Raw genomic sequence first — 24,200 nt, 5'->3', positions numbered from 1 at the left:
TAATAATGTAAATTTGTTTAATTGAACTTCTAAATTGAACAGTGATGAACATTAAAAATTATTTAGATTCAACATACTTGAAAACGGCTGAACAAGCTGGGTTGAACGAAAGTGAAAATGAAATCGTTGCCAAAGGATTTATACAAGAGGCAATTGATGAGGATTTCAAACTGATCATGATACGTCCCAATAGGGTTGGTTTGGCTAAAAAAATGATTTCCAATGCTAATTCAAAAGTTCAAGTAGGAACAGTAATAGATTTTCCTGAAGGTAAATCTTCTATAGCTGCAAAACTGGATGAAGCACTTCAGTGTATAGAAAATGGTGCCGATGAATTGGATTTTGTGTGCAATTACGAAGCCTTCAAAAAAGGTGATTTAGCCTTAGTGAAAGAAGAAATCCTAAAAGGAACTCAATTGGCTTTAGACCATAGTAAAATTGCAAAATGGATTATTGAAGTGGCTGCACTCAATGATTTGCAAATTGCGGAACTTTCGGCATTGGTTAAGAATGTTGTGGTGGCTAATTTTAAAGAAGGCGTGTATGATTCGGTTTTTGTAAAATCATCAACGGGTTTTTATAAAACAGAAAATAATTTGCCTAACGGAGCTACTGTCGCTTCTGTGAAAATAATGCTTGAAAACGCTTCTCCACTTCCGGTAAAAGCTGCTGGAGGCGTGAGAACGTATGATGAAGCTGTTCAAATGATTCGGCTTGGTGTAAAACGCATTGGGACTTCTGGAGCCAAAGCGATTGCGAATGGGCAAGAATCGTCTTCTCAATATTGATTAGAAACTAAAAGCAAAATGGATAAAAATCTATTAACTTCCCTGCTTTTTCTTTGTGCTTTTTTGGTAAACGCACAAGTCCCCAATGCTGTACAGTCTGGAAATACAGACGAACGTTTTCCTGTTTTTTTAAGTTGCGAAAATTTGCATGCACAAGATTTAGAAAACTGTTTCTATAACGAAGTGCAACAATTCGTGTATCGTAATTACCAAGTGCCTGAAAAGTTGAAACAAAACCAATATACAGGGGTTGTTAAAGTGCTTTTTGAAGTAGACCCTACAGGAAAGTTTAAAATAGTATTCATTAATTCAAATAATGAAGAGCTGATTGCAGAAACTAAAAGGGTTTTTGGTAATTTTCCAAAAATTGGCCCGCCTACCTATAACGGGACTCCAACTTATTCCAAGTTTAATATAAGTATAGCTATTCCTTTATTGTCGCCAGAACAAATTGCTGCAACAGCTTTGGCTAAAAAAGAAAATATAAATATAAATGAAGGACTGACGGAATTGGATAGCATTGTTTATAAAAAATTTGATAATCCCCAATTTCAAAGTCATTTAAGTATTCCTTTTTCCCAGAGTTATTATGCCCAATTTGATGGTGCGATGAATCAAGTGGGGAGTAACAATCACACGGCTTCAAAACCGTTTACGTATGCCGAGGTTGAAAAATATTATAATTTTCAAAAGATCAATGCCAGTCTGATGAAGAAGAAGACGGGTTGGTGGGGACGAAAATTATGGAATGAAAATCTAGCCGAAATTCAGGGAGATGGGTATTGGTTTGCCTTGAACTTTTTGTTTAATGTGCAAGGTGGAATCTCTAATCCAAGTAAAACCGATTATACTTTTGTCAATACCAGAGCACTTAATTTTAAAGGGGGGCTCGGATCTCGTTTAAATTTCACCACCACTTTTTATGAAAGTCAAGGTCGTTTTGCGGATTACTACAATCAGTATGCCGTCTCTATGAAACCGTCTGGAGGAAACCCCGCCATTGTGCCAGGAATAGGCATTGCGAAAGCCTACAACTCTGACGCTTTTGATTTTCCGATGGCGGATGCCAATATTTCCTATAATGCCGCAAAATTTTTGGATTTGCAATTGGGCTATGGTAAGAATTTTATTGGCGACGGTTACCGTTCCTTGTTGTTGGCAGACGGAGCTAGTCCGTATCCTTTTTTTAAAATTGATGCAAATTTTTGGAAAATTAAATATACCGTAAATTATATGTGGCTTAAGGATGTTCGTCCTGAGGTAACGGTAGATAAAACCTATGCTTCAAAATACATGGTGAATCATTATCTAAGTTGGAATGTTTCGAATCGCTTGAATTTAGGTTTTTTTGAATCGGTGGTTTGGACAAACAGCAACGGTAGAGGTTTTGATGCGAACTTCGTTAATCCAATTGTATTTTATCGTGCGGTAGAGTTTTCTTCTTCTTCTAAAAGTGGGAATGCTCTTTTGGGATTGACTTATAAATACAAGTGGAATAATCAAGTTAATCTTTATGGACAATTCCTAATTGACGAGTTTTCTACAGGAGATATATTTGGAGGGGAAAAAAGTTGGAAAAATAAACTGGGCTATCAATTGGGGGTAAAATATTTCAATGCTTTTCATGTGGATAATCTGGTTCTGCAATTGGAATTCAATCATGTCCGCCCTTATGTGTATTCGCATAGTGAGCCAGTTACAAATTATGGACATAATAACCAGAGTTTAGGGCACCAATGGGGAGGAAATTTTCAGGAGTTGGTGGTTTTGGGATATTATCATAAGGATCGTTTTTATGCGAATGCAAAGCTTACGTTCGGCACTCGCGGATTTGATTATAATACTCTGGATAATAAATACAACTATGGGCAAGATATTTATAAAGATTATGATGAAAACAGACCTTATGATAAAGGTGTCAATGTAGGTCAGGGAAATAAAACCAGTATTTTTATTTCAGAAGTACAAGTGGGGTATTTGGTTAATCCAGCAACCAATTTTAAATTTTTCGGTAATTTTTTATATCGAAATTTTGATCCTACTACAAATACGGTATTGCATTTCGCAAATGAAACGACTTGGTTTTCTGTTGGTTTTAGATCGGATGTGTTTAATTGGTATTTTGATTATTAGTTTTTTAAGTTTTTCAGTGCAATTGTATTGTAAAAACGGAATAAAAAAACAGCTATATTTTCATTCTCTGATTTCATAGATTATTTTTGAATCTAATTCGTATCTTTGCAGCAGATTTCAAAAAATATACAAATTTTATCCGCATTGAGTACAACACAAATTCCCTTTTCATTTAAGTCTATTTATATTGATTTTAAAGCAATTACGAAAGCAGGTTTGGCTATAAGTGTTGTTTTTTCTTCTATTGCCGGTTATGTTCTTGGTTTTGATGATGCACATCCTTTTAGTTGGATTGTTTTGTTAAAGCTGGCAATTGGGGGGTATTGTATGGTGGGAGCTTCAAATGCTTTTAATCAAGTTATTGAAAAAGATTTAGATGCACTAATGGATCGTACTAAAAATCGTCCGGTACCCGCAGGAAGAATGTCTCCAAATTTGGCTTTGATTGTTGCAAGTCTTCTTACGATAATTGGAGTTGTTTTGCTTTATACGATTAATCCTAAATCGGCCATGTTTGGTGCGATTTCGATCTTTTTATATACCAGTGTTTATACACCGCTTAAAACGATGACTTCTCTCTCGGTTTTTGTTGGAGCTTTTCCCGGTGCTATTCCTTTTATGTTGGGTTGGGTAGCGGCAACTGGTGAATTTGGTATTGAAGCTGGGACTTTATTCTTAATTCAGTTTTTCTGGCAATTTCCTCATTTTTGGGCTATTGGCTGGTTTTTGTTTGAAGATTACGAAAAGGCGGGTTTCTTTATGTTGCCAACCGGTAAGAAAGATAAAGGGACTGCCTTACAGATTATATTATACACCGTATGGTTAATTGTAGCTTCTCTGTTGCCGGCTTTGGGATATACGGGGCATTTGTTTATTACGCCTATAGCAGCTGTTTTTGTGTTTTTGCTAGGTATTTGGATGCTTTTTTATGCCGTGCGATTGTATAAAATAAGAACCGCAAAAGCAGCAAGGACCTTGATGCTTGTAAGCGTGTCTTACATTACCTTATTGCAATTAATATACATATTTGATAAATTTTTAAGATAATTATGGAAATGACAATGACTACAGAAGAGTATAAATCTAGGACGGCAAAATCCTATAAATTAATATTGCTGTTCGCAATGGTAAGTATGACCATGATGTTTGCAGGCTTAACGAGTGCATACGTTGTGAGTCAATCTAGGGCAGATTGGGCTAAAAACTTTCAATTGCCTTCTGCTTTTTATTTTAGTACAATTGCTATTTTGGGATGCAGCGTTGCATTTCATTTGGCTAAAAAAGCGATTCAAAAGGATAAGCATAGTATGACGACTTCTTTACTTTTGACAACACTAGCTTTGGGAATTGCGTTCGTGGTTTTGCAATTTGTAGGGTTTGGACAGATCGTTGCCGAGGGGTATTTCTTTACCGGAAGTGCAAGTTCTATCACAACAACATTCTTGTATGTAGTGGTGGTTGTACACTTGATTCACTTGGCTGGCGGAATGATTTCGCTGTTAATTATTATTTATAATCATTTTAAACAAAAATATAATTCAACTCAAACTCTTGGAATTGAACTAGGTGCAATGTACTGGCACTTTCTAGATTTCTTGTGGGTTTATTTATTTTTATTTTTATTTTTCTTTAAATAAGAAAAAAACGTAAATTTGGGAACTTTTTAACGAATAACTTTTATGGAAGCGACAGTTACTACTGCAAATAGTGAAAAAACTTGGGGAGGCGGCAATGAGCCAATGGGAGCAAGTTATGGTAAATTAATGATGTGGTTTTTTATCGTATCGGATGCCTTAACGTTCTCTGGATTTTTAGCAGCTTACGGTTTTTCTAGATTTAAATTTATTGAAACATGGCCATTGGCCGATGAAGTGTTTACACACTTTCCATTTTTACACGGTGTTTCGGCTCCGATGTATTATGTGGCATTGATGACTTTTATTTTGATTTTCTCGTCTGTGACAATGGTTTTGGCCGTTGATGCAGGACATCAAATGAAGAAAGATAAAGTTGCCCTTTATATGTTTCTTACAATTATTGGAGGTTTAATCTTCGTGGGTTCTCAAGCTTGGGAATGGAAGAATTTTATCAAAGGAGAATATGGTGCTGTTGAAACAACAGGAGGTAGCTTGCTACAGTTTGTTGATAAAGAAGGGCATCGTGTGGCTTTGGCTGATTTTGCTGCAAAATTGCCTGTAGAGAGAGAACATTTATCTAGAGACAAAGCAAAATGGTTCATGAGTGAGTCTGCAATACCAACTTACACGGTTGCAGAAGTTCAAGCTGGATTCAAATCACATCCAGATATTTTGATTAGAACTGAAACTTTAACTAAAGAGAAAAGAAAAACAGTTTTGTCTAGAGAGGAATCTCTAGTGAGATTGAATCAAGCTAGTTTGGTTATTGAAGGGGCTAACTTAACCCATAATGAATATGGAAGTAAGCTTTTTGCTGATTTCTTTTTCTTTATAACTGGATTCCACGGATTCCACGTTTTCTCTGGTATTGTAATCAACATTATTATCTTTTTTAATGTTTTGTTGGGGACTTATGAAAAAAGAAAAAGTTATGAGATGGTCGAAAAAGTGGGGTTATACTGGCACTTTGTAGATTTAGTTTGGGTATTTGTTTTCACATTCTTCTATTTAGTTTAATTTTAGATTTATCATTATGTCACACGCACACGTTTCTAATACAAAAAGAATTTGGACTGTTTTCGGTCTATTATCTTTAATCACAACGGTTGAAGTTGGTTTTGGTATTGTTAGACCAGACGCATTATATATGAATACTTTTGTGAGTATGAATTTATTGAACTGGTTGTTTATTATATTAACACTTGTTAAAGCATATTATATTGTATGGGCTTTCATGCACATGGAAGGGGAGAAAAATTCATTGAGAAATGCAGTTGTTTATCCTTTAATATTTTTAGTTTGTTATTTGCTTTTTATTCTATTAACAGAAGGAAACTATGTTTTCGAGGTTTTTAAGAATTCTACCATTAAATGGAATTTTTAACATGATATTAATTCAAAAAAAAGGTACGCATTGCGTGCCTTTTTTTATTTTTGCACTTTAATTCTATAGTTTTTCATAATGAAAAAAAATATCGTCCTTTTTGTTCTTTTTATTTTACCAATTGTTGCTTATCTTTTTTTTGCTTCAGGTATCAATAGTTTTACCAAATTACCGGTAATCACGCCTAAAGTTGCCGACTTAGGCAAATGGGAATCTTTAAATGGTGAAAAAGTAAGTTTAAACAATAAAATTACTATTCTTGGTTTTTCGGGTACTGAAATTTTAAAAAATAGAGGAAATTATTTTAATCTAAACGAAAAAATTTATCAAAGGTATCATGACTTCAAAGATTTGCAATTTGTTGTAATCTCTCCATTGGGTACCGAGAAAGAGGTTAAGCTAGTACTGGAGTCTTTGGGTGCGTTTACTGATGTAAGCCAATGGCATTTTGTTTTTACCACTCCTTCAGCAATAAAATCATATTATAAACAATTAAATCTTAAATCAAGTTTAGGTAGTGATTTAGGTACTCCTAATGTTTATATTATTGATAAAGAAAGAAACCTTCGTGGTAGAAAAGAGAAGAAAGATTATAAAGAAGGATACAGTACTTTTCATCCTGCAGAATTGAGTAATGAAATGTTGGATGATTTTAAAGTCATTCTTTATGAATACCGCGCAGCTTTAAAAAAGAATCATAACGCAACCAAAAAACTTTAAAACGATGTTTAAAAACAAATCATATATAGGGATTTCTTTTGTGATACTCGTTTTTGGAATTTATGCAATTCCAAAAATTGTAGATAGAATGCAAAATAATAGTATTGTGCAAAGTGATCGCTTAGATAAAGGGATTGGTTCAACAGAAGAAAATAATAAATTAGTTAAGATAGGTCCTGTTCCTAAATTTGAACTGGTAAATCAGGATAATGTAAAGATTACAAACGATACTTATAAAGGGAAAGTCTATGTTTTAGAATTTTTCTTTGCCACTTGTCCTTCTATTTGTCCAAAAATGAATGCCAATATGGTAACCATTCAAAATGCTTTTTTTGGGAATCCTAATTTTGCTATTGCTTCAATAACTATTGATCCTTTGCACGATACTCCTGCTGTTTTAAAAGAACATGCCAAAGTTGTAGGTGTAAAATCTTCCAACTGGAATTTCTTAACAGGGGATAAAGAGTATATCTACAATTTGTCAAACAAAGGGTTTAATATTTATGTGGGAGAAAATCATAAAGTAGCTGGCGGTTTCGAGCATTCGGGTCTTTTTGCTTTAATTGATAAAAAGGGGAATATTAGATGTAGAAAAGATAATTACGGAAATCCAATTTTGTACTATGATGGATTGGATAAAAAAGGAGTGAGAGACATTCAGCAAGATATACAGGCTTTGTTGAAAGAATAGAGAGTTCAGAATTCAGTTGGCAGAATAAAAAATAAAGAGAATAGAATAAAGAATAATAGAGTAATAAAATAGAATGGAAAATAATACTATAGAACAAAAATATAATAAATGGATCGTCTTGCTGTCAATTGCAATACCGGTTGTGGTGGCGGTTCTTTTTAAAGTGAAGTTAAAAGATTTCGGTTTTGATGTTGCGCCTCTGTCGTTTTTGCCGCCTATTTACGCCACTGTAAATGGAATCACAGCTGTCTTGTTGGTTACGGCGGTAATGTCGATTAAAAACGGCAATAGAAAGCGTCACGAGTTATTAATGAAGATGGCTATTGGATGTTCGGTAGCATTTCTGGCGATGTATGTTGCCTATCACATGACGGCTGAATCTACAAAATACGGAGGAGAAGGGATGTTTAAATATGTGTATTTTTTTATTCTGATTACGCATATTGTGCTATCTATTGTGATTATTCCACTTGTACTGATAACTTATGTTCGTGCATTGGCCACTAAATTTGATAAACATAAGAAAATTGCAAAAATTACTTTTCCAATTTGGTTGTATGTTGCCGTGACTGGGGTGGTTGTGTATTTAATGATTTCGCCGTATTATGTTTAGTAGAGAAAACAAAAAAAAGACGATAGAGAAAAGACGAATTGGATTGAGAGTATGTTTCTATATTCTATGTTCAGTATTCTTTTCTGTTTCTTCCTACGCTCAATGTGCGATGTGTCGTGCTGCCTTGACAGGTAATGAAAATAAAGTCAAAGCGGCTGCCGTTAATGACGGTATCGTTTATCTTATGGTGATTCCGTATGTGCTTGTTGGAGCACTCGGGTATTATATTTATCGAATGAAAAAGAAGAAATCCTAGGGTAATATCAATAACATTGTCAATTGCAAAATTCAATTGCAATTTGAATAAAAAAAGCCAGTTTCTGAAAATATTTTCAGAAACTGATTTTTTTGGTTTTTAGGATTGGTCACTAAAAAACGGACCACTGACCACTCTACTTCAGTCCGTCGATAGCAACATTTATCGTTCCGTTTATTTTTATAAAAGCAATAATAGCCTGATTGGTTAGTTGCACTTTTTGAAACTGAATGTCTTCCATTTTTCCATTGATGAAAACGCCTGGCATAGGAGAGTAGTTTTTTAAATACATCATCATACTTTGTTTGGCTTCATCCAAGTTTTGTTTGATAGAATAACGGCAATTCGATTCTATTTTTTTCAAAATGATTCCTTGCGCCAGCCAGTTCGCAGTACGCATTAATTTGCTTTTGGTGTCTAATACATAATCCAGTTTGTCGAAATAAATTTCTTTGGTTGTTTCGTTGTATTGTGGAAAACCATTTAAATAAACGGTTCCATCTACAGCTCCTAAAAGATCTAAAGCAATCACCATTTTGCCGTCTTTGTGCCAAATAGCCACATTTTGAACTTTTACTTTCTTGCTTCCAGATCCAAATTCTTGCCCGACAAAATTGGCTGTCATTAATTTTGATGCTTCTTGGTAGGTAGAAACGGCTGCTATATTAGCCGAAATTTGTTCTGGGATTTTATCAACAGCTTTCAAAACAATTTTGTTGGCATCAAACTTCGATTCGGGTTTGTTAGCTATTAAAGTTTCCATGTTGCATTTCATACCCATGTTGAGTAAAAATGAATCATTCTTAAGTTTGACATTAGTGGCGTAAATTTCGATAGGAACAATTCTAAGCCAGCTATTATAGGTAGAACTCATTAGAAAAGGAGTGCTAATTTTTGAAATGGCATCCATAACATTGGGTTTGAAATCCATTGATTTTTCAATGGCGCTATCGATGTTTTTTTCGATTTTCGTTTGAAAAAGGCTTACCGCAGGATCAATAAGATAAGTAACGGGCAAATTTTTTCCAAAAACAGTCATCGTTGGACTTTCAATCCATTCCAATGATTTTAATGTTGTTTTTGAGTTTAATCGCCAATTGGATAAGCTAATGTCACTTAGTAGAGTTACGACTCCATTTAAATTGAATTCTTGTGTTTTGTACAGTTCTACACCTAATGTTTTGGTTCCAATTCGGTATTTAATCCACATTTTCAGGGGTAAAACCGTTTTTGTTTTCTGTCCTTCTTTTCCATGATCGTTTGTGATGGTAATTGGGGCCTGTTTCCATACTTTTATTTCAATATTGTCATCCTCAATTTTGTTGTCTTCATAGATTAAGCCATTTAATAATGTATTCGCCTGGTTTTCTATATCCTTTAGTTTTATGCTGACAGGTAAGTTTATATACGACGGAGTGCTAGAATAGGTTAATGGTACGGCATCGTCTGGTTCGGGTTTTAAAGCCGTGATTTTTTGTGAAGTCGAAGCGCAACTGATTGTTAAAAGCGTAAATAGGAAGATAATTAGTGTCGAAATGGTTTTTAGCATCTGTTTTTTTGATTGATAAGACAAAATTAACAAAACAAATATATTTTGGGATATAAGTGTAACAATTTCAATAGAAATATGTCTTATGAATAAAAACAGCGTTTATATATTAACTTTTTCTTAGTACTATTTATTTTAGAAAATAAGTATTATTGTTTTAAAATCAACGAGACCATGATTGAGATTAAAGACTTGCATAAATCATACAAAATGGGAAGTTCCGAATTGCATGTGCTAAAAGGAATTAATTTCAACATAAAAGAGGGTGAATTGGTGGCTATAATGGGATCCTCGGGTTCTGGAAAATCTACATTGCTTAATATTCTTGGTATTTTGGACGAAGCAGATTCTGGGGATTATGTTTTGGATAATTTGATTATAAGAAATCTTAATGAAACCCTCGCTTCTAAATACCGAAACCATTTTCTTGGTTTTGTTTTTCAATCTTTCAACTTAATTAATTACAAAAGCGCATTGGATAATGTGGCTTTGCCGTTGTATTATCAAGGTGTAAAAAGGAAAGAACGTAATGAGATTGCAATGAAATATTTGGAGAAAGTGGGTTTGGCTTCACATTCGCACCATTTGCCTAATGAACTTTCCGGTGGTCAAAAACAGCGCGTGGCTATTGCCAGAGCTATGGCTTCGAATCCAAAAGTATTATTGGCAGATGAACCTACAGGAGCATTGGATACCAAAACTTCTTATGAAGTTATGGAGTTGATACAGGGTATTAATGACGAAGGGAAAACCATTTTGATTGTAACTCACGAACCTGATATTGCAGCTATGTGCAAAAGAAATGTCGTCTTGAAAGATGGGTTAATCATTGATGACAAAATGGTAGAACAAGTTAGAGCTTCTTCGTATGTTTAATATAGAACGCTGGCAAGAAATATTTGAGGCTATTGCCAAAAATAAACTGAGAACTTTCCTTACCGGAATCTCGGTGGCTTCGGGTATCTTTATTTTGGTTATTCTTCTCGGAGTTGGAAAAGGATTGCAAAACGGAATAGAGAAGCAGTTTGAACGCGATGCAGCAGGAATAATCGAAGTGTGGTCAGGAGCAACCACAAAAGCCTATAAGGGTTTGAATCCAGGAAGGAAAATACAATTTAGAAATGATGATTACGATATTTCGGTTCAAAAATATGGCGATCAATTTGATAAAAACGGGTCAACGTACAATGCTTGGAATATTAATGTTGTCTATGGGAAGGAATCTGGTAATTATCAATATCGAGGAGTGAATCCAGATTATTTGGCGATAGAGAATGGAACTATCATTCAAGGGCGATATATAAACAATAATGACCTTGTAAATAATGAAAAAGTAGCGGTGATTGGACAAAATATAAAAATGAATTTGTTTAAGGATAAAAATCCCATTGGAGAACAAATTACAGTGAATAATATTAATTTCAAGGTGGTTGGTGTATACACGGATCCTGCTGGCGAAAGAGAGGAAAGAAGAGTGTATTTGCCTTTGACTACTGCTCAAAAGGTTTTTGGTTTAGGGGATAAGCTTAGTAATTTGTTTTATATTTTAAAAAAGCAAGATACCTATGAAGCCGCTTTAACGGAAGCGGATAAATTCACTAAGGGCTTGGGTCACTTATTGCGGAGTAAAAATACAATTGCCCCAGACGATGAAAGTGCTATTGGGATCAATAATTCTATTGTAGAGGCCAAAAAATTTTATGATTTAAATCTTTATATCCGATTGTTTTTTTGGTGGGTTGGGATTTGTACGATCATAGCGGGAGTTGTTGGTGTAAGTAATATTATGATGATCATTGTAAAAGAACGTACCAAGGAAATTGGGATTCGGAAAGCACTTGGAGCTTCTCCAGTTTCAATTATTGTTATGATTTTACACGAGTCTATATTTATTACCACCATTTCTGGTTTTGTCGGTCTCTTAACGGGATTGTCACTTTTAGAATTAGTTGGTCCCCATGCACAGAGCGAGTATTTCGTTAATCCGCAAGTAGATTTTACCGTGGCTCTATCAACCTTGATAGTATTGGTAGTTGCTGGAGCATTGGCAGGTTTCGTGCCGGCGTATAGTGCCGCAAAAATAAGACCTATTGTAGCACTTAGAGATGAATAATTATGTTTAACAGAGAGAACTGGAGTGAGATTTTAGAAGCCTTAACGGCAAATACCTTTCGAACGTTGCTTACTGCGTTTGGGGTGTTTTGGGGTATTTTTATTTTGGTAATATTATTGGCCGCTTCAAATGGTTTGGAGAATGGGGTCAAAAAAGGTTTTGATGGTATTGCTACCAACACCATGTTTATGTGGTCGCAAACTACTTCAAAAGCATACAAAGGCTTGCCTAAAATAAGAGAATTTGATTTTAGAAATAATGATGTTGAAGCTTTAAAACAAAAATTCCCTGACTTATTATATGTGTCTCCACGGAATCAATTGGGAGATTTTAATGGGGTAAGCAACGTGATTAGAGGTACTGAAACAGGTGCTTACACCATTTATGGAGATTATCCAGAATTGGTCAAACAAGAACAAATGGATATTATTAAAGGTCGTTTTGTGAATCAACAAGACATTCTTTTAAGACGTAAAGTAGCCATAATTGGAAAAGGAGTGATCAGTGAATTGTATAAGAATGCCGAAGAAGTAATCGGATCATACATTAAAATTAACGGTGTTAACTTTATGGTAGTTGGAGTTTATAAATCAAAGGGCAATAATAATGGAAATGCAGAATCAGCCCAAAAAAATATTTTTATTCCCTTTACCACTTTTCAACAAGCGTTTAATTTTGGTGACAAAGTGGGCTGGATGGCGCTTACCGCAAATGACGATGCTTCAATTACGGAACTTAAACCTGGGATTATGAGCTTTATGCGGGATCGGCATTCCATACATCCGGATGATGAGAGGGCGGTAGGGAATTTTGACTTGTTTAAGGAATTTCAAAAAGTGCAGGATCTGTTTCTTGTCCTCAAATTCATTGCCTATTTTGTTGGGACATTGGTGTTGTTGTCCGGTATTATTGGGATTTCAAACATAATGCTTATTGTGGTGAAAGAGCGAACGAATGAAATAGGAATTCGAAGAGCCTTAGGGGCAACTCCAGGAGCCATTCGATCTCAAATATTGTTGGAAGCTATTTCTCTAACTATTATTGCCGGGATGTTTGGTATTGCAGTGGCAACGGGATTGATAGCCATACTGAATATGATTTTAGCGTCAATACCATCAGACGGGATGATGTTTATTAATCCAAGTGTTGACTTAATGGTAGTTTTTATAGCCTTATTAATATTGGTGGGCTCAGGGTTGTTAGCTGGATTCATTCCTGCTCAAACTGCCATTAATGTAAAACCCGTTGATGCTTTAAGAACAGAGTAAATTTTCAATCAAAATATAATAATCGAATAAACAAACCATAAGATGAAAAAAGGAATAACCGTAACTGTTTTAATTTTTATAGCACTAGTCTTTTTTGGTGCTTTATATTACCTGTATGCCAAGAATCAAGAATCGCCTGTTGTTTTTGAAACGGATAAAGCTGAAGTAAAAACGATAGTAAAAAGCACCATTGCTACCGGAAATATTGTTCCCGATGAGGAAGTGCTTATTAAACCAAACATCTCGGGTATTATTGAAGCGGTTTATATTAAAGCCGGTGAAAACATTAAAGCCGGTGATTTGATAGCTAAAATTAAAGTGGTGGCGAATGTCTCTAATTTGAGCAATTCTCAAAATCAAGTGAAAACCAGCAAAATTGAACTAGACAATCAGGAGAAATTATTTCAAAGGCAAAAAACGTTGTTTGACAAAGGAGTCATTTCTGCCAATGATTTTGATGCCGCACAATTGGCTTACAATCAGGCCAAACAAAATTATAATGCTTCGAGACAAGGCTTTGATATTGTAAAAACCGGGACTACTTCTGGATTGGGGAATTATGCGAATACTTTGATTCGTTCTACGGTAAACGGAATGGTGCTTGATGTTCCCGTAAAAGTGGGGAATCAAGTAATTGAAAGTAATAATTTTAATGAAGGAACAACTATAGCTAGTGTTGCCGATATTGGAAGAATGATTTTTGTGGGGAAAGTGGATGAATCTGAAGTGGGTAAAATAAAAGAAAATATGCCTATTGAGATTACGGTTGGAGCTATCGAAAACAAAAAATTCGATGCTGTACTGACTTATATTGCTCCAAAAGGAAAAACAGAGAATGGAGCCATTCAATTTGAAATTAAAGCAACAATGACGAATCAAGATAATACTTTTATCAGAGCTGGTTTGAGTGCCAATGCCTCTATTATTTTAGAAAAAGCCGAAAAGGTTTTGGCTGTAAAAGAGTCGTTAGTACAATTTGATAAAAAAACACAAAAACCCTATGTTGAAATTGAAAGTAGTCCTCAAAAGTTTCAAAGAAAGGATGTGGTTTTAGGGGTTAGTGATGGAATTTATGTTGAAATAAAAAGCGGAATCAAGTCTTCCGATAAAATAAAGGTTTGGAATCAAGGCTTGAAAACCGAGGAGGAAAAAAAATAGTAAAAAATAATTTTAAGTATATAATTAAGTTAAATGGGCGTGGTACGTTTGCTGTGCTTTTATTCAGTGAAAAATGAAAAAAATAAATTGTTTAAGAATTGCCTTTGTCTTTTTGATAGGACTTTCGACTCAGGCACAAACCAAAGTTTGGACATTAGAAGAGTGTGTAAAGTATGCCATAAAAAACAACATCTCGATTAAGCAATCGGAGTTAGATACAATATCTGCCAGTATTGATAAAAGAGGTGCTTTTGGAAATTTTTTACCAACGGCCAGCTTAAATGCTAACCATTCTTGGAATATTGGTCTGAATCAAGATATTACGACTGGACTCTTGAGGAATCAAACCACACAATTTTCAGGTGTCGGGGCAAATGTTGGCGTGGACATCTACAAAGGGATGCAAAATCAAAATACACTCCGAAAAGCCAATCTTTCTATCGTTGCTTCAAAATATCAACTATTGAAAATGCAAGAAGATATTGCATTGAATGTTGCCAATGCTTTCTTGCAAGTGCTTTTTAATAAAGAAAATCTAAAAGTGCAAAAAGAACAATTGGTTATTAATGAAAAGCAATTCAAGCGTTCTGAAGAATTGGTCAAAGCGGGATCCATTCCTCGTGGAGATTTATTGGATGTCAAAGCAACAGTAGCTTCTAATAAACAAAATGTTATAACGGCCGAAAATGCTTTGTTGATTTCTAAATTGAGTTTAGCTCAATTATTACAGTTAAAAGAATTTTGGGACTTTGATGTAATTGATGATACCAATGCCAAAGATGAAAATAATATTATGTCGATCAAACCGATTGATATTTACGCAAAGGCAAAAGAAAGCAGAACGGAGTTGAAAATTGCACAAACGAATTTAGAAATCGCTGAGAAAGATGTAGCAATTTCCAAAGGGGCTTATCAGCCTACTTTAACAGGTTTTTATAATTTTAATACAAGAGCAAGTTATAGTGATATTGTGGTGGGTTCTACTCCAAATTTAGAAAACCCGACATCTGTTGTTGGTTTTGTAGAAGGAACAAATCAAAACGTATTGCGCCCCAATTCATTGCCTGTATTAGGAAATGCGGCGCCAATTATGGATCAATTTAGTGATAACAAGGGGCATTCTTTTGGCGCGCAATTATCGATTCCTGTTTTTAACGGATTCTCAGTAAGAAACAATGTGGAACGTTCTAAAGTAGCTTTGGAAAAAACAAAAATTGCACTGGAAAAAGAAGACTTAGATTTACAAAGAAATGTGTATACTGCTTTTACCGATGCAAAAGGAGCTTTGAATGCACATGAATCTTCCATTGTGGCACTAGAATCTAGAGAAGAAGCCTATAATTATGCTAAGGAAAAATACGCAGTGGGTTTAATGAATTCTTTTGATTTTAATCAATCGCAAACCTTACTAACCAACGCACAATCTGAAGTGTTAAGAACCAAATACGATTATATCTTTAAAATAAAAATATTAGAATTTTATTTTGGAATTCCAATTATCAAAAGTTAAGTTATCATGTCAAAAAAAACAATTTATATTTTAATAGGATCCGCTATAGTCATTATTGGGTTATTAGTAGGGTTTTCAAAAGCGGGGATTATAGGGAATAAAGATAAAGGCAAAGCAATTGAAATAGCCAATGTCAGTACTGGAACTATTGTTGAAACCGTTTCGGCAACAGGGAAAATTCAACCAGAAATTGAAGTAAAAATCTCTTCGGAAGTTTCGGGAGAAATTATTTCATTGAATGTAAAAGAAGGACAAGTAGTAAAAAAAGGAGATTTATTGGTTAAGATTAATCCTGATTTATACACTTCGGGATACAATCGTTCGGTTTCTAATTTGTCTGGAACCAAAGCGGGTTTAAGCCAGTCTGATGCTTCTTATAATGAAGCCAAAGCGAATTATGAAAGAAATAAATCATTATTTGAAAAAGGAATTATCTCCAAATCAGATTGGGATAAATCCGTAGCTTCTTTTGAAGTGGCCAAAGCAAACAAACAATCAGCTTATTACAATGTTCAAAGTGCTTCGGCAACCGTAAATGAAGCCAAAGATAATTTGGGGAGAACAACCATTTACGCTCCTGCAGATGGAACTATTTCGATGCTTAATGTAGAACTTGGCGAAAGAGTTTTGGGTACCCAACAAATGGCAGGAACTGAAATTTTGAGAGTCGCCAACTTGAATAATATGGAAGTTGAGGTAGATGTGAATGAAAATGATATTGTAAAAATTAAAGTGGGTGATTTGGCCAATGTTGAGGTTGATGCTTATTTGAAAAAACAATTTAAAGGTGTTGTTACCAGTATTTCCAATTCGGCTAGCACAGCATTAACGGCTGATCAAGTGACTAATTTCAAGGTAAAAGTTAGAATTTTAAAGGAATCGTATCAGGATTTGATGGTAGGAAAGCCACTTTCGTATTCTCCATTTCGACCAGGAATGACTGCTACAGTTGATATTATTACTAAAACACGAGCAAATGTTGTTAATGTACCGATTAGTTCTGTAGTGGTAAAATCGGACACCGCTGCCGTGAAAGAAATAAAAATCGAAGATCCGGAATCTGATAAAAATAAGCCAGCTCCTAAAAGCGATAAAAAACTAGAATGTGTTTTTGTGAAAGTGGGGGATAAGGCTAAAATCAGAATCATAAAAACGGGTATTCAAGACGATACTAATATTGAGGTGTTGTCAGGTCTCAAAAAAGGAGATGTGGTCATTACCGGGCCTTATACTACGGTTTCTAAAGATTTGAATTCTGGAGACAAAGTATTTATTGAATCGGATGTTAAGAAAAAATAGTTTTAGATTCATGAAACTATTTTGATCAGATTCATTTTGATCTGATCAAATAAAAAAACAAAACACGTCTTGAACTTTCTAGACGTGTTTTTGTTTTTATAAAGGATTTTTCAAAATTCGTTGTAAATTTGCAGTCGTATCAATTATTTGATGTTTTTAGTTCTTGGAATTCCTAATTCGTTTAAGCTGGAATCTAAAATCTAAAATCTAAAATCTAAAATCTAAATTTTTTAAAAAGTGTCCTACATCCTCAACATAGAAACCGCTACCAAAAATTGTTCTGTTGCTTTGGCAAAAGAAGGAAAAACAATATTGTGTAAAGAAATTGCCGAAGAAGGGTATTCCCATGCAGAACGATTACATGTTTTTATTGAAGAAATCATCAAAGAAGCTGGAATTGAATTGAAAGATTTAGTGGCTATTGCAGTAAGTCAAGGTCCAGGTTCTTACACTGGATTGCGTATTGGTGTTTCGGCTGCCAAAGGATTGTGTTATGCTTTGAATATTCCGTTGATTGCCGTAGATACCTTGAAGACATTGGCTTCTCAAGTAACAGAAACTGATGGTTTGATTGTTCCCATGATTGATGCCCGCAGGATGGAAGTGTATAGTGCTATTTTCTCATCAACTTTAGAGAAAGAACGAGAAATTCTGGCGGAGATTATCACCGAGAATTCTTTTGAAGAAGTTCCTGAAAAATTATATTTTGTGGGTGATTGTAACGAGAAGTGCAAAACCGTTTTAAAGAAAGACAATTTTGTGTTTTTAGATGCGATTAAATATCCTTCTGCCAATGAAATGAGTGCATTGAGTTTTGATAAGTACAAAAAAAGCGACACCGTAGATATCGCCTATTTTGAACCGTATTATCTGAAAGACTTTTTGACTACAACTCCAAAAAAGAAATAGTCAATAGTTATTATTTCTACTTATTGCTTTTAGAGACCTCGGTAATATAAGGTTGAAAAGTGATTTCAGCAGCATCAAAAGCCAATTTGCAGTTTTCTAAAGTATCGGAGAAAACGGCCCCAAAATCTTCGTTATTTGCCCACGGTCTTACCGCCAGTTGAATTGAATTGTCGGTTAGATTCTTTACGGAAACTTCTGCAGCGGGTGTTAGTAGCACTTTTGGATTGTTGTTTAAGATCGTTGTTATGATTTCCTTGGCCTTTTTGATATCGGTGTCATACGAAATAGCAATGGTCAAATCGACTCTTCTATGCCCTTCCATAGAATAGTTGATGATAGTTCCATTGGATAATGCACCATTTGGGACAAAAATAGTTTGATTGTTGGAGGCAATTAATTTGGTGACAAAAATTTGAATTTCTTTAACGGTTGCGATTACTCCTTGTGCTTCAATTGTGTCTCCCACTTTAAAGGGTTTGAAAAGAATGATAAGCATTCCGCCTGCAAAATTAGATAATGATCCCTGCAATGATAAACCTACTGCCAGTCCCATCGCCCCAAGAATGGCAACAAATGAAGAGGTTCCTATTCCTAATTTGTCGATAAAAGTTACAAACAGTAAGACTCTCAATACCCAAAGTAAAATATCGGCTAGAAATTTGGTCAAGGTTGGATCCAATTCTCTTTTGACCATTATTTTCCGAATGATTCTATTGGTAATTCGAATAGCGTAAAGTCCAATAAACAAAATAACAAAGGCAGAAATTACCTTTGGGGAATAATCTATTAAAACTTTTAAAAAAGTGCTGGCATAGCTAGCAATGTTCTCTGGATTTAGTGTCATGGGTAAATAATAAAAAAAAACCTTCCCATAGAGAAGGTTGTAGTTTGTAATGCAAAAATATTAATTATTTGTTTAAAAAGTTAAACAGCTTCTACTTTTATGCCTTCGTCATTCAACATGCTTTTTAGCATATTCTCAATACCGCTTTTCAGTGTGAAAGTAGATGATGGACAGCCATTGCAAGCCCCTTGCATGATTACTTTTACTGTTTTTGACGATTCATCGTAGGAATCAAAAAGGATATTACCACCATCTGCGGCTACAGCGGGTTTTACGTATTCCTCTAAAATATTGATGATTTTTTGTGAAGTTTCGTCTAGTGAATCAAAAGATTCATCTTTTGCTTTCTCGTCTTTAACAATGGTTTCAATTAAGCTTTCGTCTAAAACTGTTCCTCCGTTTTCGATGTATTGTTTGATGAAGCTTCTTATTTCAAGTGTGATGTCTTGCCATTCATTAATATCATATTTGGTAACAGATATGTAATTTTCATCTATAAAGATTTCTTTTACATACGGGAATTTAAACAACTCTTTTGCCAAAGGAGATGGAGCGGTTTGATCGATGTTTTTAAATTCGATGGCATTTTTTGTCAACATTCTGCTGACCACAAATTTTAAGGCAGCGGGATTTGGTGTTGATTCACCATAAACCGAAATAGGCTGTTTCTTGGTTTTGTTTTCGTCAACGGTAATTATAATTCCGCCTTTATCCACAAATGCTTCGATTTGTTCCGCTACAGCTTCTTTTACATCGTCCCATTCTACAATGCTAAACCTTTCGATAGCGATAAAATTACCCGAAATATATACTGTTTTTACAAAGGGTAAATAAAATAGTTGTTGTGCCAGTGGAGATACTTTGGCTTCGTCTATATTTTTAAATTCAAAACTCTCATTTTGAGTGATAAAATCTTGAAATTCAAATTTTAATATGGTTGGATTTTGTGTTTCTTTTATGGTAACTTTTGTCATGGTTTTTAAATTTTCCACAAATTTAGTGAAGTTATTTTCTACGATTAACTATATTTGATTTTTTAATGAATAAATTAACAAAAGGGTGTTTTTGTCACGCTTAGTTTTATAAAATTGCTGCTTAATGTACCGTACAATCAAGTTTTTAGTTGCTCTGTTCTTTATTACTCTAAACAGTTTCTCTCAAGAAGGAATTCCGGTATATTCAGATTATTTGTCCGACAATTATTATTTGATTTTTCCTTCTATGGCCGGCGCTTCCAATTGTGATAAAGTTAGGCTTACTTCTAGAAAGCAATGGTTTGATCAATCGGATGCTCCGCAATTGCAAACCTTAAGTTATAATGGTAGAGTAGGCGAGAAGTCTGGTGTAGGTGCTATTGTTTTTAACGATGTGAATGGCTATCACTCGCAATTTGGTTTTAAAGCTACTTACGCCTATCATCTGATGTTCTCTAGAGACGAGGTCGATTTGAATCAATTATCTTTTGGAATTAATGCAGGAGTGAACCAAAGTCAATTGGATGAAACTGATTTCCAGAATTCTGGGGATTATGATCCTGCACTAGGGAATATAGTTCAAAAAGCTTCTTATTTTAATTTGGATATTGGGGCTTCATATAATGTTCTCGATTTTAGTTTTAATGCTGTGGTTAAAAACGTTTTGGAAACAAGACAAAATATTTATACCGAGTATGAAAGTGATAATTTAAGAAAATTTATTGTCAGCGGAGGATATGTTTTTGGAAATGCCGATAAAATTTTATGGGAGCCTTCTCTTTTGTATCAATTTGTTGATAAAACAAAGGAAAGTGCTTTAGATATAAACATGAAAGCGTACAAAAATTTAAGTTTCGGTAGTCTTTGGGCTGTTTTGTCCTACAGAAGAAGTTTTGATGGCGCCGAATTTAGTAATGGAGGAGGAACTAATAGCCAGAAATTACAATATATTACTCCGGTTTTAGGTTTTAACTATAAAAATTTCATGTTTGCTTATACGTACTCCTATTTATTGGGGGATATTCAATATGATACGGCAGGATTGCATCAGCTTACTTTGGGTTTGAATTTGTTTTGCAAGCCAGTGAAGTATGATTGCAATTGTCCGGCAATTAATTAAATTTAGAATAAAAATGATAATAAAGTCTGTTAACGGAAAATCACCCAATATTCCTGAAGATTGTTATGTGGCAGAGAATGCTACTATAGTTGGTGATGTTACTTTTGGATCGTCCTGTAGTGTTTGGTTTAATGCGGTAATTCGTGGCGATGTCCATTTTATTACTATTGGTAACAAAGTCAATATACAAGACGGAGCCATTATACATTGTACCTATCAAAAACATCCAACTATTATTGGGAATAATGTTTCTATTGGTCATAATGCCATTGTGCATGGATGCACGATTCATGACAATGTGTTGATAGGAATGGGATCTATAGTAATGGACAATTGTACTGTTGGAAGTAATTCTATTATTGCTGCCGGAGCTGTTGTGACTCAAAACACGGTGATAGAATCGGGCTCCATTTGGGCTGGTGTTCCTGCCAAGAAGGTCAAAGATATTGATCAGTCTAATTTTGCTGGAGAAATTGAGCGTATTTCCAATAATTACGTGATGTATTCGAGTTGGTTTAAGGAGGAGTAATTTTTTTTAAAAATCCCTCTCCTCAACAGTGTATTTATTTTCTAAAATCTCAGCCAAAACTTTTGGATTTGAATTGGTATAGAAAATCGTCCCGACGCTTCGGGAGCTACTTTGGGCACTCGAAAAACCTACTTTGTCTTTGAGTATGTTTTGGGTTTGTTTGGCAACTGCCTCTCCAGAATCAATGATTTGAATGTGTTCTGGCAGAATTTTTTTTATTTGAGGAATTAAGTAGGGGTAATGACTGCATCCCAATACGAGATAATCGATATTGGCTTCAATCATAGGAGTAAGATAGGAACCTAGTAATTCAGTCATTTCGGGTGAATTAATATCGCCATTTTCTATGAGTTGGACTAATCCGTGACCTACTTGTTCAACGATTTTAGTGTCGTGATACATTTCTGTAGTCTTATTGAAAAGTTCACTGTTTAGGGTTCCTTTTGTGGCCAGAATTCCTATTGTTTGTGTTTTTGAATGTGTCGCTGCGGGTTTTATGGCGGGCTCGATTCCAATGAATGGTACAGTATATTTAGCCCTCAATTCTTGAATGGCATTGGTGGTGGCCGTATTGCAAGCCACAACTATTAGTTTGCAGTTCATCTCAATCAATAAGTCCGTATTTTTCATGCTCAAAGCAATGATTTCCTCTTTTGATTTTTGTCCATAAGGAGCATTTTTGCTGTCTGCCAGATAAATGGTTTTCTCGTTTGGCAGCAAATTATGAATGGCTTTCCAGATGGATGTTCCTCCTATTCCAGAGTCAAAAATACCGATTGGTTGATCGTTTGTCATAGATGCAAATTTATAAGCTATACTTTAAATATACTACAATTTTTATTGTAAAAAAAAACTGCTCGACCAATATTTTGGAAGAGCAGTTTATAGATGTATTTTATGTATTAAAATCCTAAATCTTTTTTTACATCAACAGTAATGTTTGTTCCGTCTGCAAGCAAAAGAGTAGATCCGTCTAAAACATATTGGAATCCTTTTGCTTTCCCCACTTTTTGGATAGAAGCTCTTACTTTTTCCATAATTGGTTTTACAATTTCAGATTCTTTAGTTTGTAATTCTTTTTGAGCATTGTCTCTAAAGTCAACGATTCTTTTTTGCATGTCTTGAACTTCTTTAGAACGCTCTTGATTTATAGCTTCAGTAACTGTTGCTGATTCAGCTTCATATTTTTTTAATTTTGCTTGGTATTCTTCAACCATTTTTTTGTAGTCTGCATCATAAGTCCCACTTAATTTCTCCAATTGTTTTTGAGCATCAAGCATAGCAGGCATTTTTCCCATAATTTCGCTTACATCAACATGAGCTACTTTAGTTTGTGCGTTAATGTTTTGAGACGCACCTAATATAAGAATTGCAGCAATTAGTAAAGTTTTGATTTGTTTCATCGTTTTAAAATATTTAGTAATTAATTAGTATTTGTGTTTTTGCTTTTTTATTGATTTATCGTTTATCAGCCTTTTTTTGCAGCTTCTTTTTCTTCCAGCTCTTTCAATCTCTTTTCTTCGGCAGCTTTTTTTGTAGCTTCTCTCTCTTCCAGAATTTTTTTTCTTCGTTCTTCGAGTGCTTTCTTGCGTTCTTCAACAGTGGTTGGTTTAACCTCTTCGGTTGTTGGTTTAAATTCTGTTGTTGTTTTTTCTACAACATTACTCGGGACAGGGGCTTTTTCTGTTGTTTCATTTGTTTTTGTTGCCGTCGTGCTGTTTTTTTTAGCGGCTCTGTCTGCGAGTTCTTTCGCACTTTTTTCTTCGGCAGCTTTTTTTGCGGCTTCTCTGTCTTCAAGAGTTTTTTTTCTTTTCTCTTCTAAAAGCCTTTTTTGTTCTTCTTGTGGACTCGGTTTAATAGTCTCTGTAGTGGTTTTTTCTACAGTACTATCCGGATTAGTAGTTTTAGCTGTTGTTTTTGCAACAACTGTACCCTTTTTTTTAGCTTCTCTTTCGGCAAGCAGTTGTTTTCGTTTTTCTTCGTACAGTCTTTTTGTTTCTTCCTGTGCTAGCCTTTTGGTTTCAATTAATAGTTCCCGTGCTGTTTTTTTATCTTGTAATGCTTTCTCCCTTTCTGCTAAAACTGGGTTTTCATCAATAGCATCTTCTTTGTTCTCTTTTTCTTCTTCTTCTTTTAACTGTTTTTTGGTCAGCTGTTCCCTTTTTTCGGTTCGATTTAGCACTCGTAACACTTGATCACTAATGTCAAATCTTTTTGCAGCAAAAAGAATGGTTAAGTGTGATGATTTGTCAAATATGAAATCATATTTTTTTGCTTCTGCAATATCTTGCACAGCCGTAAAAATTTGATCTTGAAGGGGTTTTACTAATCCTGCTTTTTGCGTAATCAAATCGCCATTTGGGCCAAATCTTTTTTGTTGGTAATCTAATTTTTCCGTTTCCAGGAACTTTATTTCTGTTTCTCTTTCTTCAATTAGCTCTGCCGTCAGTAATGGCTTTTCTGCTTTTAAAGCATCATTAAGTTTATTGATTTCTATTTTCCTAGTTTCAATTTCTTGTTTCCATTTTTGGGCTTTCTCTTCTAATTGGGCTTTGGCTTCGATATAATTGGGAACATTTTGCAAAATGTATTCCATATCGATATAGCCCACTTTATTACCTTTGGTCTGTGCGTTAATTGCAGTTGTTGCAATTAGGAGTAAAATTATAAATAAAAAATGTTTTCTCATAATTTTTAAATTTTAG

At 34.6% G+C, this 24,200-nt stretch carries 25 protein-coding genes; 19 read left to right on the top strand and 6 right to left on the bottom strand.

The genetic code is table 11. From position 1 onward, the window contains the following. The first annotated feature begins 44 nt into the window (after positions 1-44). From deoC to DB891_RS05465, 10 genes are all read left to right on the top strand, one after another. Positions 45-788, top strand: a complete 744-nt coding sequence (gene deoC, locus DB891_RS05510) for a deoxyribose-phosphate aldolase (RefSeq protein ID WP_116761411.1) — start codon at positions 45-47, stop codon at positions 786-788. A gap of 18 nt (positions 789-806) precedes the next feature. Further along, positions 807-2,921: an energy transducer TonB gene (locus DB891_RS05505; protein WP_116761409.1), complete on the top strand. Its 2,115-nt coding sequence runs from the start codon at positions 807-809 to the stop codon at positions 2,919-2,921. Positions 2,922-3,065: 144 nt separating this feature from the next. Then, positions 3,066-3,968, top strand: coding sequence for a heme o synthase (gene cyoE, locus DB891_RS05500; protein WP_223256058.1), 903 nt, complete (start codon positions 3,066-3,068; stop codon positions 3,966-3,968). Between the two features lie 2 nt (positions 3,969-3,970). After that, positions 3,971-4,558: a cytochrome c oxidase subunit 3 gene (locus tag DB891_RS05495; protein ID WP_116761407.1), complete on the top strand. Its 588-nt coding sequence runs from the start codon at positions 3,971-3,973 to the stop codon at positions 4,556-4,558. 42 nt (positions 4,559-4,600) lie between these two features. Then, a complete protein-coding gene (locus tag DB891_RS05490) occupies positions 4,601-5,575 on the top strand; it encodes a cytochrome c oxidase subunit 3 (protein ID WP_116761405.1) in 975 nt (324 codons plus the stop codon). Positions 5,576-5,591: 16 nt separating this feature from the next. After that, positions 5,592-5,942: a cytochrome C oxidase subunit IV family protein gene (locus DB891_RS05485; RefSeq protein ID WP_116761402.1), complete on the top strand. Its 351-nt coding sequence runs from the start codon at positions 5,592-5,594 to the stop codon at positions 5,940-5,942. Between the two features lie 78 nt (positions 5,943-6,020). Further along, the gene (locus tag DB891_RS05480) at positions 6,021-6,662 is read left to right on the top strand and encodes a hypothetical protein (protein ID WP_116761400.1); all 642 of its coding nucleotides are present in this window, start codon (positions 6,021-6,023) and stop codon (positions 6,660-6,662) included. 4 nt (positions 6,663-6,666) lie between these two features. Beyond that, positions 6,667-7,353, top strand: a complete 687-nt coding sequence (locus tag DB891_RS05475; RefSeq protein ID WP_116761398.1) for an SCO family protein — start codon at positions 6,667-6,669, stop codon at positions 7,351-7,353. 73 nt (positions 7,354-7,426) lie between these two features. Continuing rightward, positions 7,427-7,966 (top strand): DUF420 domain-containing protein, encoded by a 540-nt coding sequence (locus DB891_RS05470; protein ID WP_116761396.1) that lies wholly within the window; start codon positions 7,427-7,429, stop codon positions 7,964-7,966. Next, positions 7,959-8,222 (top strand): hypothetical protein, encoded by a 264-nt coding sequence (locus DB891_RS05465; RefSeq protein WP_116761394.1) that lies wholly within the window; start codon positions 7,959-7,961, stop codon positions 8,220-8,222. Before DB891_RS05470 ends, DB891_RS05465 begins: the two co-directional genes overlap by 8 nt. Positions 8,223-8,358: 136 nt before the next feature. Here DB891_RS05465 and DB891_RS05460 read toward each other — a convergent pair whose 3' ends face one another. Next, the gene (locus tag DB891_RS05460) at positions 8,359-9,771 is read right to left on the bottom strand and encodes a DUF4403 family protein (protein WP_116761392.1); all 1,413 of its coding nucleotides are present in this window, start codon (positions 9,769-9,771) and stop codon (positions 8,359-8,361) included. A 174-nt stretch (positions 9,772-9,945) separates the two neighbouring features. Here DB891_RS05460 and DB891_RS05455 point away from each other — a divergent pair, with 174 nt between their 5' ends. The 7 genes from DB891_RS05455 (at position 9,946) to tsaB (ending at position 18,028) form a co-directional block, all read left to right on the top strand. After that, positions 9,946-10,647: an ABC transporter ATP-binding protein gene (locus DB891_RS05455; protein ID WP_116761390.1), complete on the top strand. Its 702-nt coding sequence runs from the start codon at positions 9,946-9,948 to the stop codon at positions 10,645-10,647. After that, positions 10,640-11,884: an ABC transporter permease gene (locus DB891_RS05450; protein WP_116761388.1), complete on the top strand. Its 1,245-nt coding sequence runs from the start codon at positions 10,640-10,642 to the stop codon at positions 11,882-11,884. The genes DB891_RS05455 and DB891_RS05450 overlap by 8 nt, the downstream gene beginning before the upstream one ends. Before the next feature lie 2 nt (positions 11,885-11,886). Then, positions 11,887-13,152: an ABC transporter permease gene (locus DB891_RS05445; RefSeq protein WP_116761386.1), complete on the top strand. Its 1,266-nt coding sequence runs from the start codon at positions 11,887-11,889 to the stop codon at positions 13,150-13,152. 42 nt (positions 13,153-13,194) lie between these two features. Beyond that, positions 13,195-14,310: an efflux RND transporter periplasmic adaptor subunit gene (locus DB891_RS05440; RefSeq protein WP_116761384.1), complete on the top strand. Its 1,116-nt coding sequence runs from the start codon at positions 13,195-13,197 to the stop codon at positions 14,308-14,310. Between the two features lie 73 nt (positions 14,311-14,383). Beyond that, positions 14,384-15,820, top strand: a complete 1,437-nt coding sequence (locus DB891_RS05435) for a TolC family protein (protein ID WP_116761382.1) — start codon at positions 14,384-14,386, stop codon at positions 15,818-15,820. A gap of 6 nt (positions 15,821-15,826) precedes the next feature. Beyond that, the gene (locus DB891_RS05430; protein ID WP_116761380.1) at positions 15,827-17,119 is read left to right on the top strand and encodes an efflux RND transporter periplasmic adaptor subunit; all 1,293 of its coding nucleotides are present in this window, start codon (positions 15,827-15,829) and stop codon (positions 17,117-17,119) included. A gap of 237 nt (positions 17,120-17,356) precedes the next feature. Then, complete coding sequence (gene tsaB / locus DB891_RS05425) at positions 17,357-18,028, top strand: tRNA (adenosine(37)-N6)-threonylcarbamoyltransferase complex dimerization subunit type 1 TsaB (protein WP_116761378.1); 672 nt, start codon at positions 17,357-17,359, stop codon at positions 18,026-18,028. A gap of 16 nt (positions 18,029-18,044) precedes the next feature. Here tsaB and DB891_RS05420 read toward each other — a convergent pair whose 3' ends face one another. Continuing rightward, entirely contained in the window at positions 18,045-18,872 is an 828-nt protein-coding gene (locus tag DB891_RS05420; protein ID WP_116761376.1) for a mechanosensitive ion channel family protein, read from the bottom strand. Between the two features lie 80 nt (positions 18,873-18,952). Continuing rightward, on the bottom strand, positions 18,953-19,846 hold the full coding sequence (locus DB891_RS05415) for a NifU family protein (protein ID WP_116761374.1): 894 nt from the start codon (positions 19,844-19,846) through the stop codon (positions 18,953-18,955). 124 nt (positions 19,847-19,970) lie between these two features. On the opposite strand from DB891_RS05415, the gene DB891_RS05410 reads away from it, so the two are divergent. Together DB891_RS05410 and DB891_RS05405 are read left to right on the top strand one after the other, a co-directional pair. Continuing rightward, complete coding sequence (locus DB891_RS05410; RefSeq protein ID WP_116761372.1) at positions 19,971-20,966, top strand: PorP/SprF family type IX secretion system membrane protein; 996 nt, start codon at positions 19,971-19,973, stop codon at positions 20,964-20,966. Between the two features lie 13 nt (positions 20,967-20,979). Then, positions 20,980-21,495 carry a gamma carbonic anhydrase family protein gene (locus DB891_RS05405; protein WP_116761702.1) on the top strand — a complete coding sequence of 172 codons (516 nt, stop codon included), beginning with the start codon at positions 20,980-20,982 and terminating at the stop codon, positions 21,493-21,495. A 6-nt stretch (positions 21,496-21,501) separates the two neighbouring features. On the opposite strand, the gene murI is transcribed toward DB891_RS05405, so the two are convergent. The 3 genes from murI to DB891_RS05390 form a co-directional block, all read right to left on the bottom strand. After that, a complete protein-coding gene (gene murI, locus DB891_RS05400; RefSeq protein ID WP_116761370.1) occupies positions 21,502-22,290 on the bottom strand; it encodes a glutamate racemase in 789 nt (262 codons plus the stop codon). Positions 22,291-22,397: 107 nt separating this feature from the next. Beyond that, complete coding sequence (locus tag DB891_RS05395) at positions 22,398-22,898, bottom strand: OmpH family outer membrane protein (RefSeq protein ID WP_116761368.1); 501 nt, start codon at positions 22,896-22,898, stop codon at positions 22,398-22,400. 65 nt (positions 22,899-22,963) lie between these two features. Continuing rightward, on the bottom strand, positions 22,964-24,184 hold the full coding sequence (locus DB891_RS05390) for an OmpH family outer membrane protein (protein WP_116761366.1): 1,221 nt from the start codon (positions 24,182-24,184) through the stop codon (positions 22,964-22,966). Positions 24,185-24,200 lie beyond the last annotated feature (16 nt).

It is taken from the genome of Flavobacterium laiguense, from assembly GCF_003097655.1.
GTDB classification, from domain to species: Bacteria; Bacteroidota; Bacteroidia; order Flavobacteriales; family Flavobacteriaceae; genus Flavobacterium; species Flavobacterium laiguense.
Note: the sequence above shows the minus strand (reverse complement) of the source record. Positions and strands in the feature narration are given on the sequence as shown.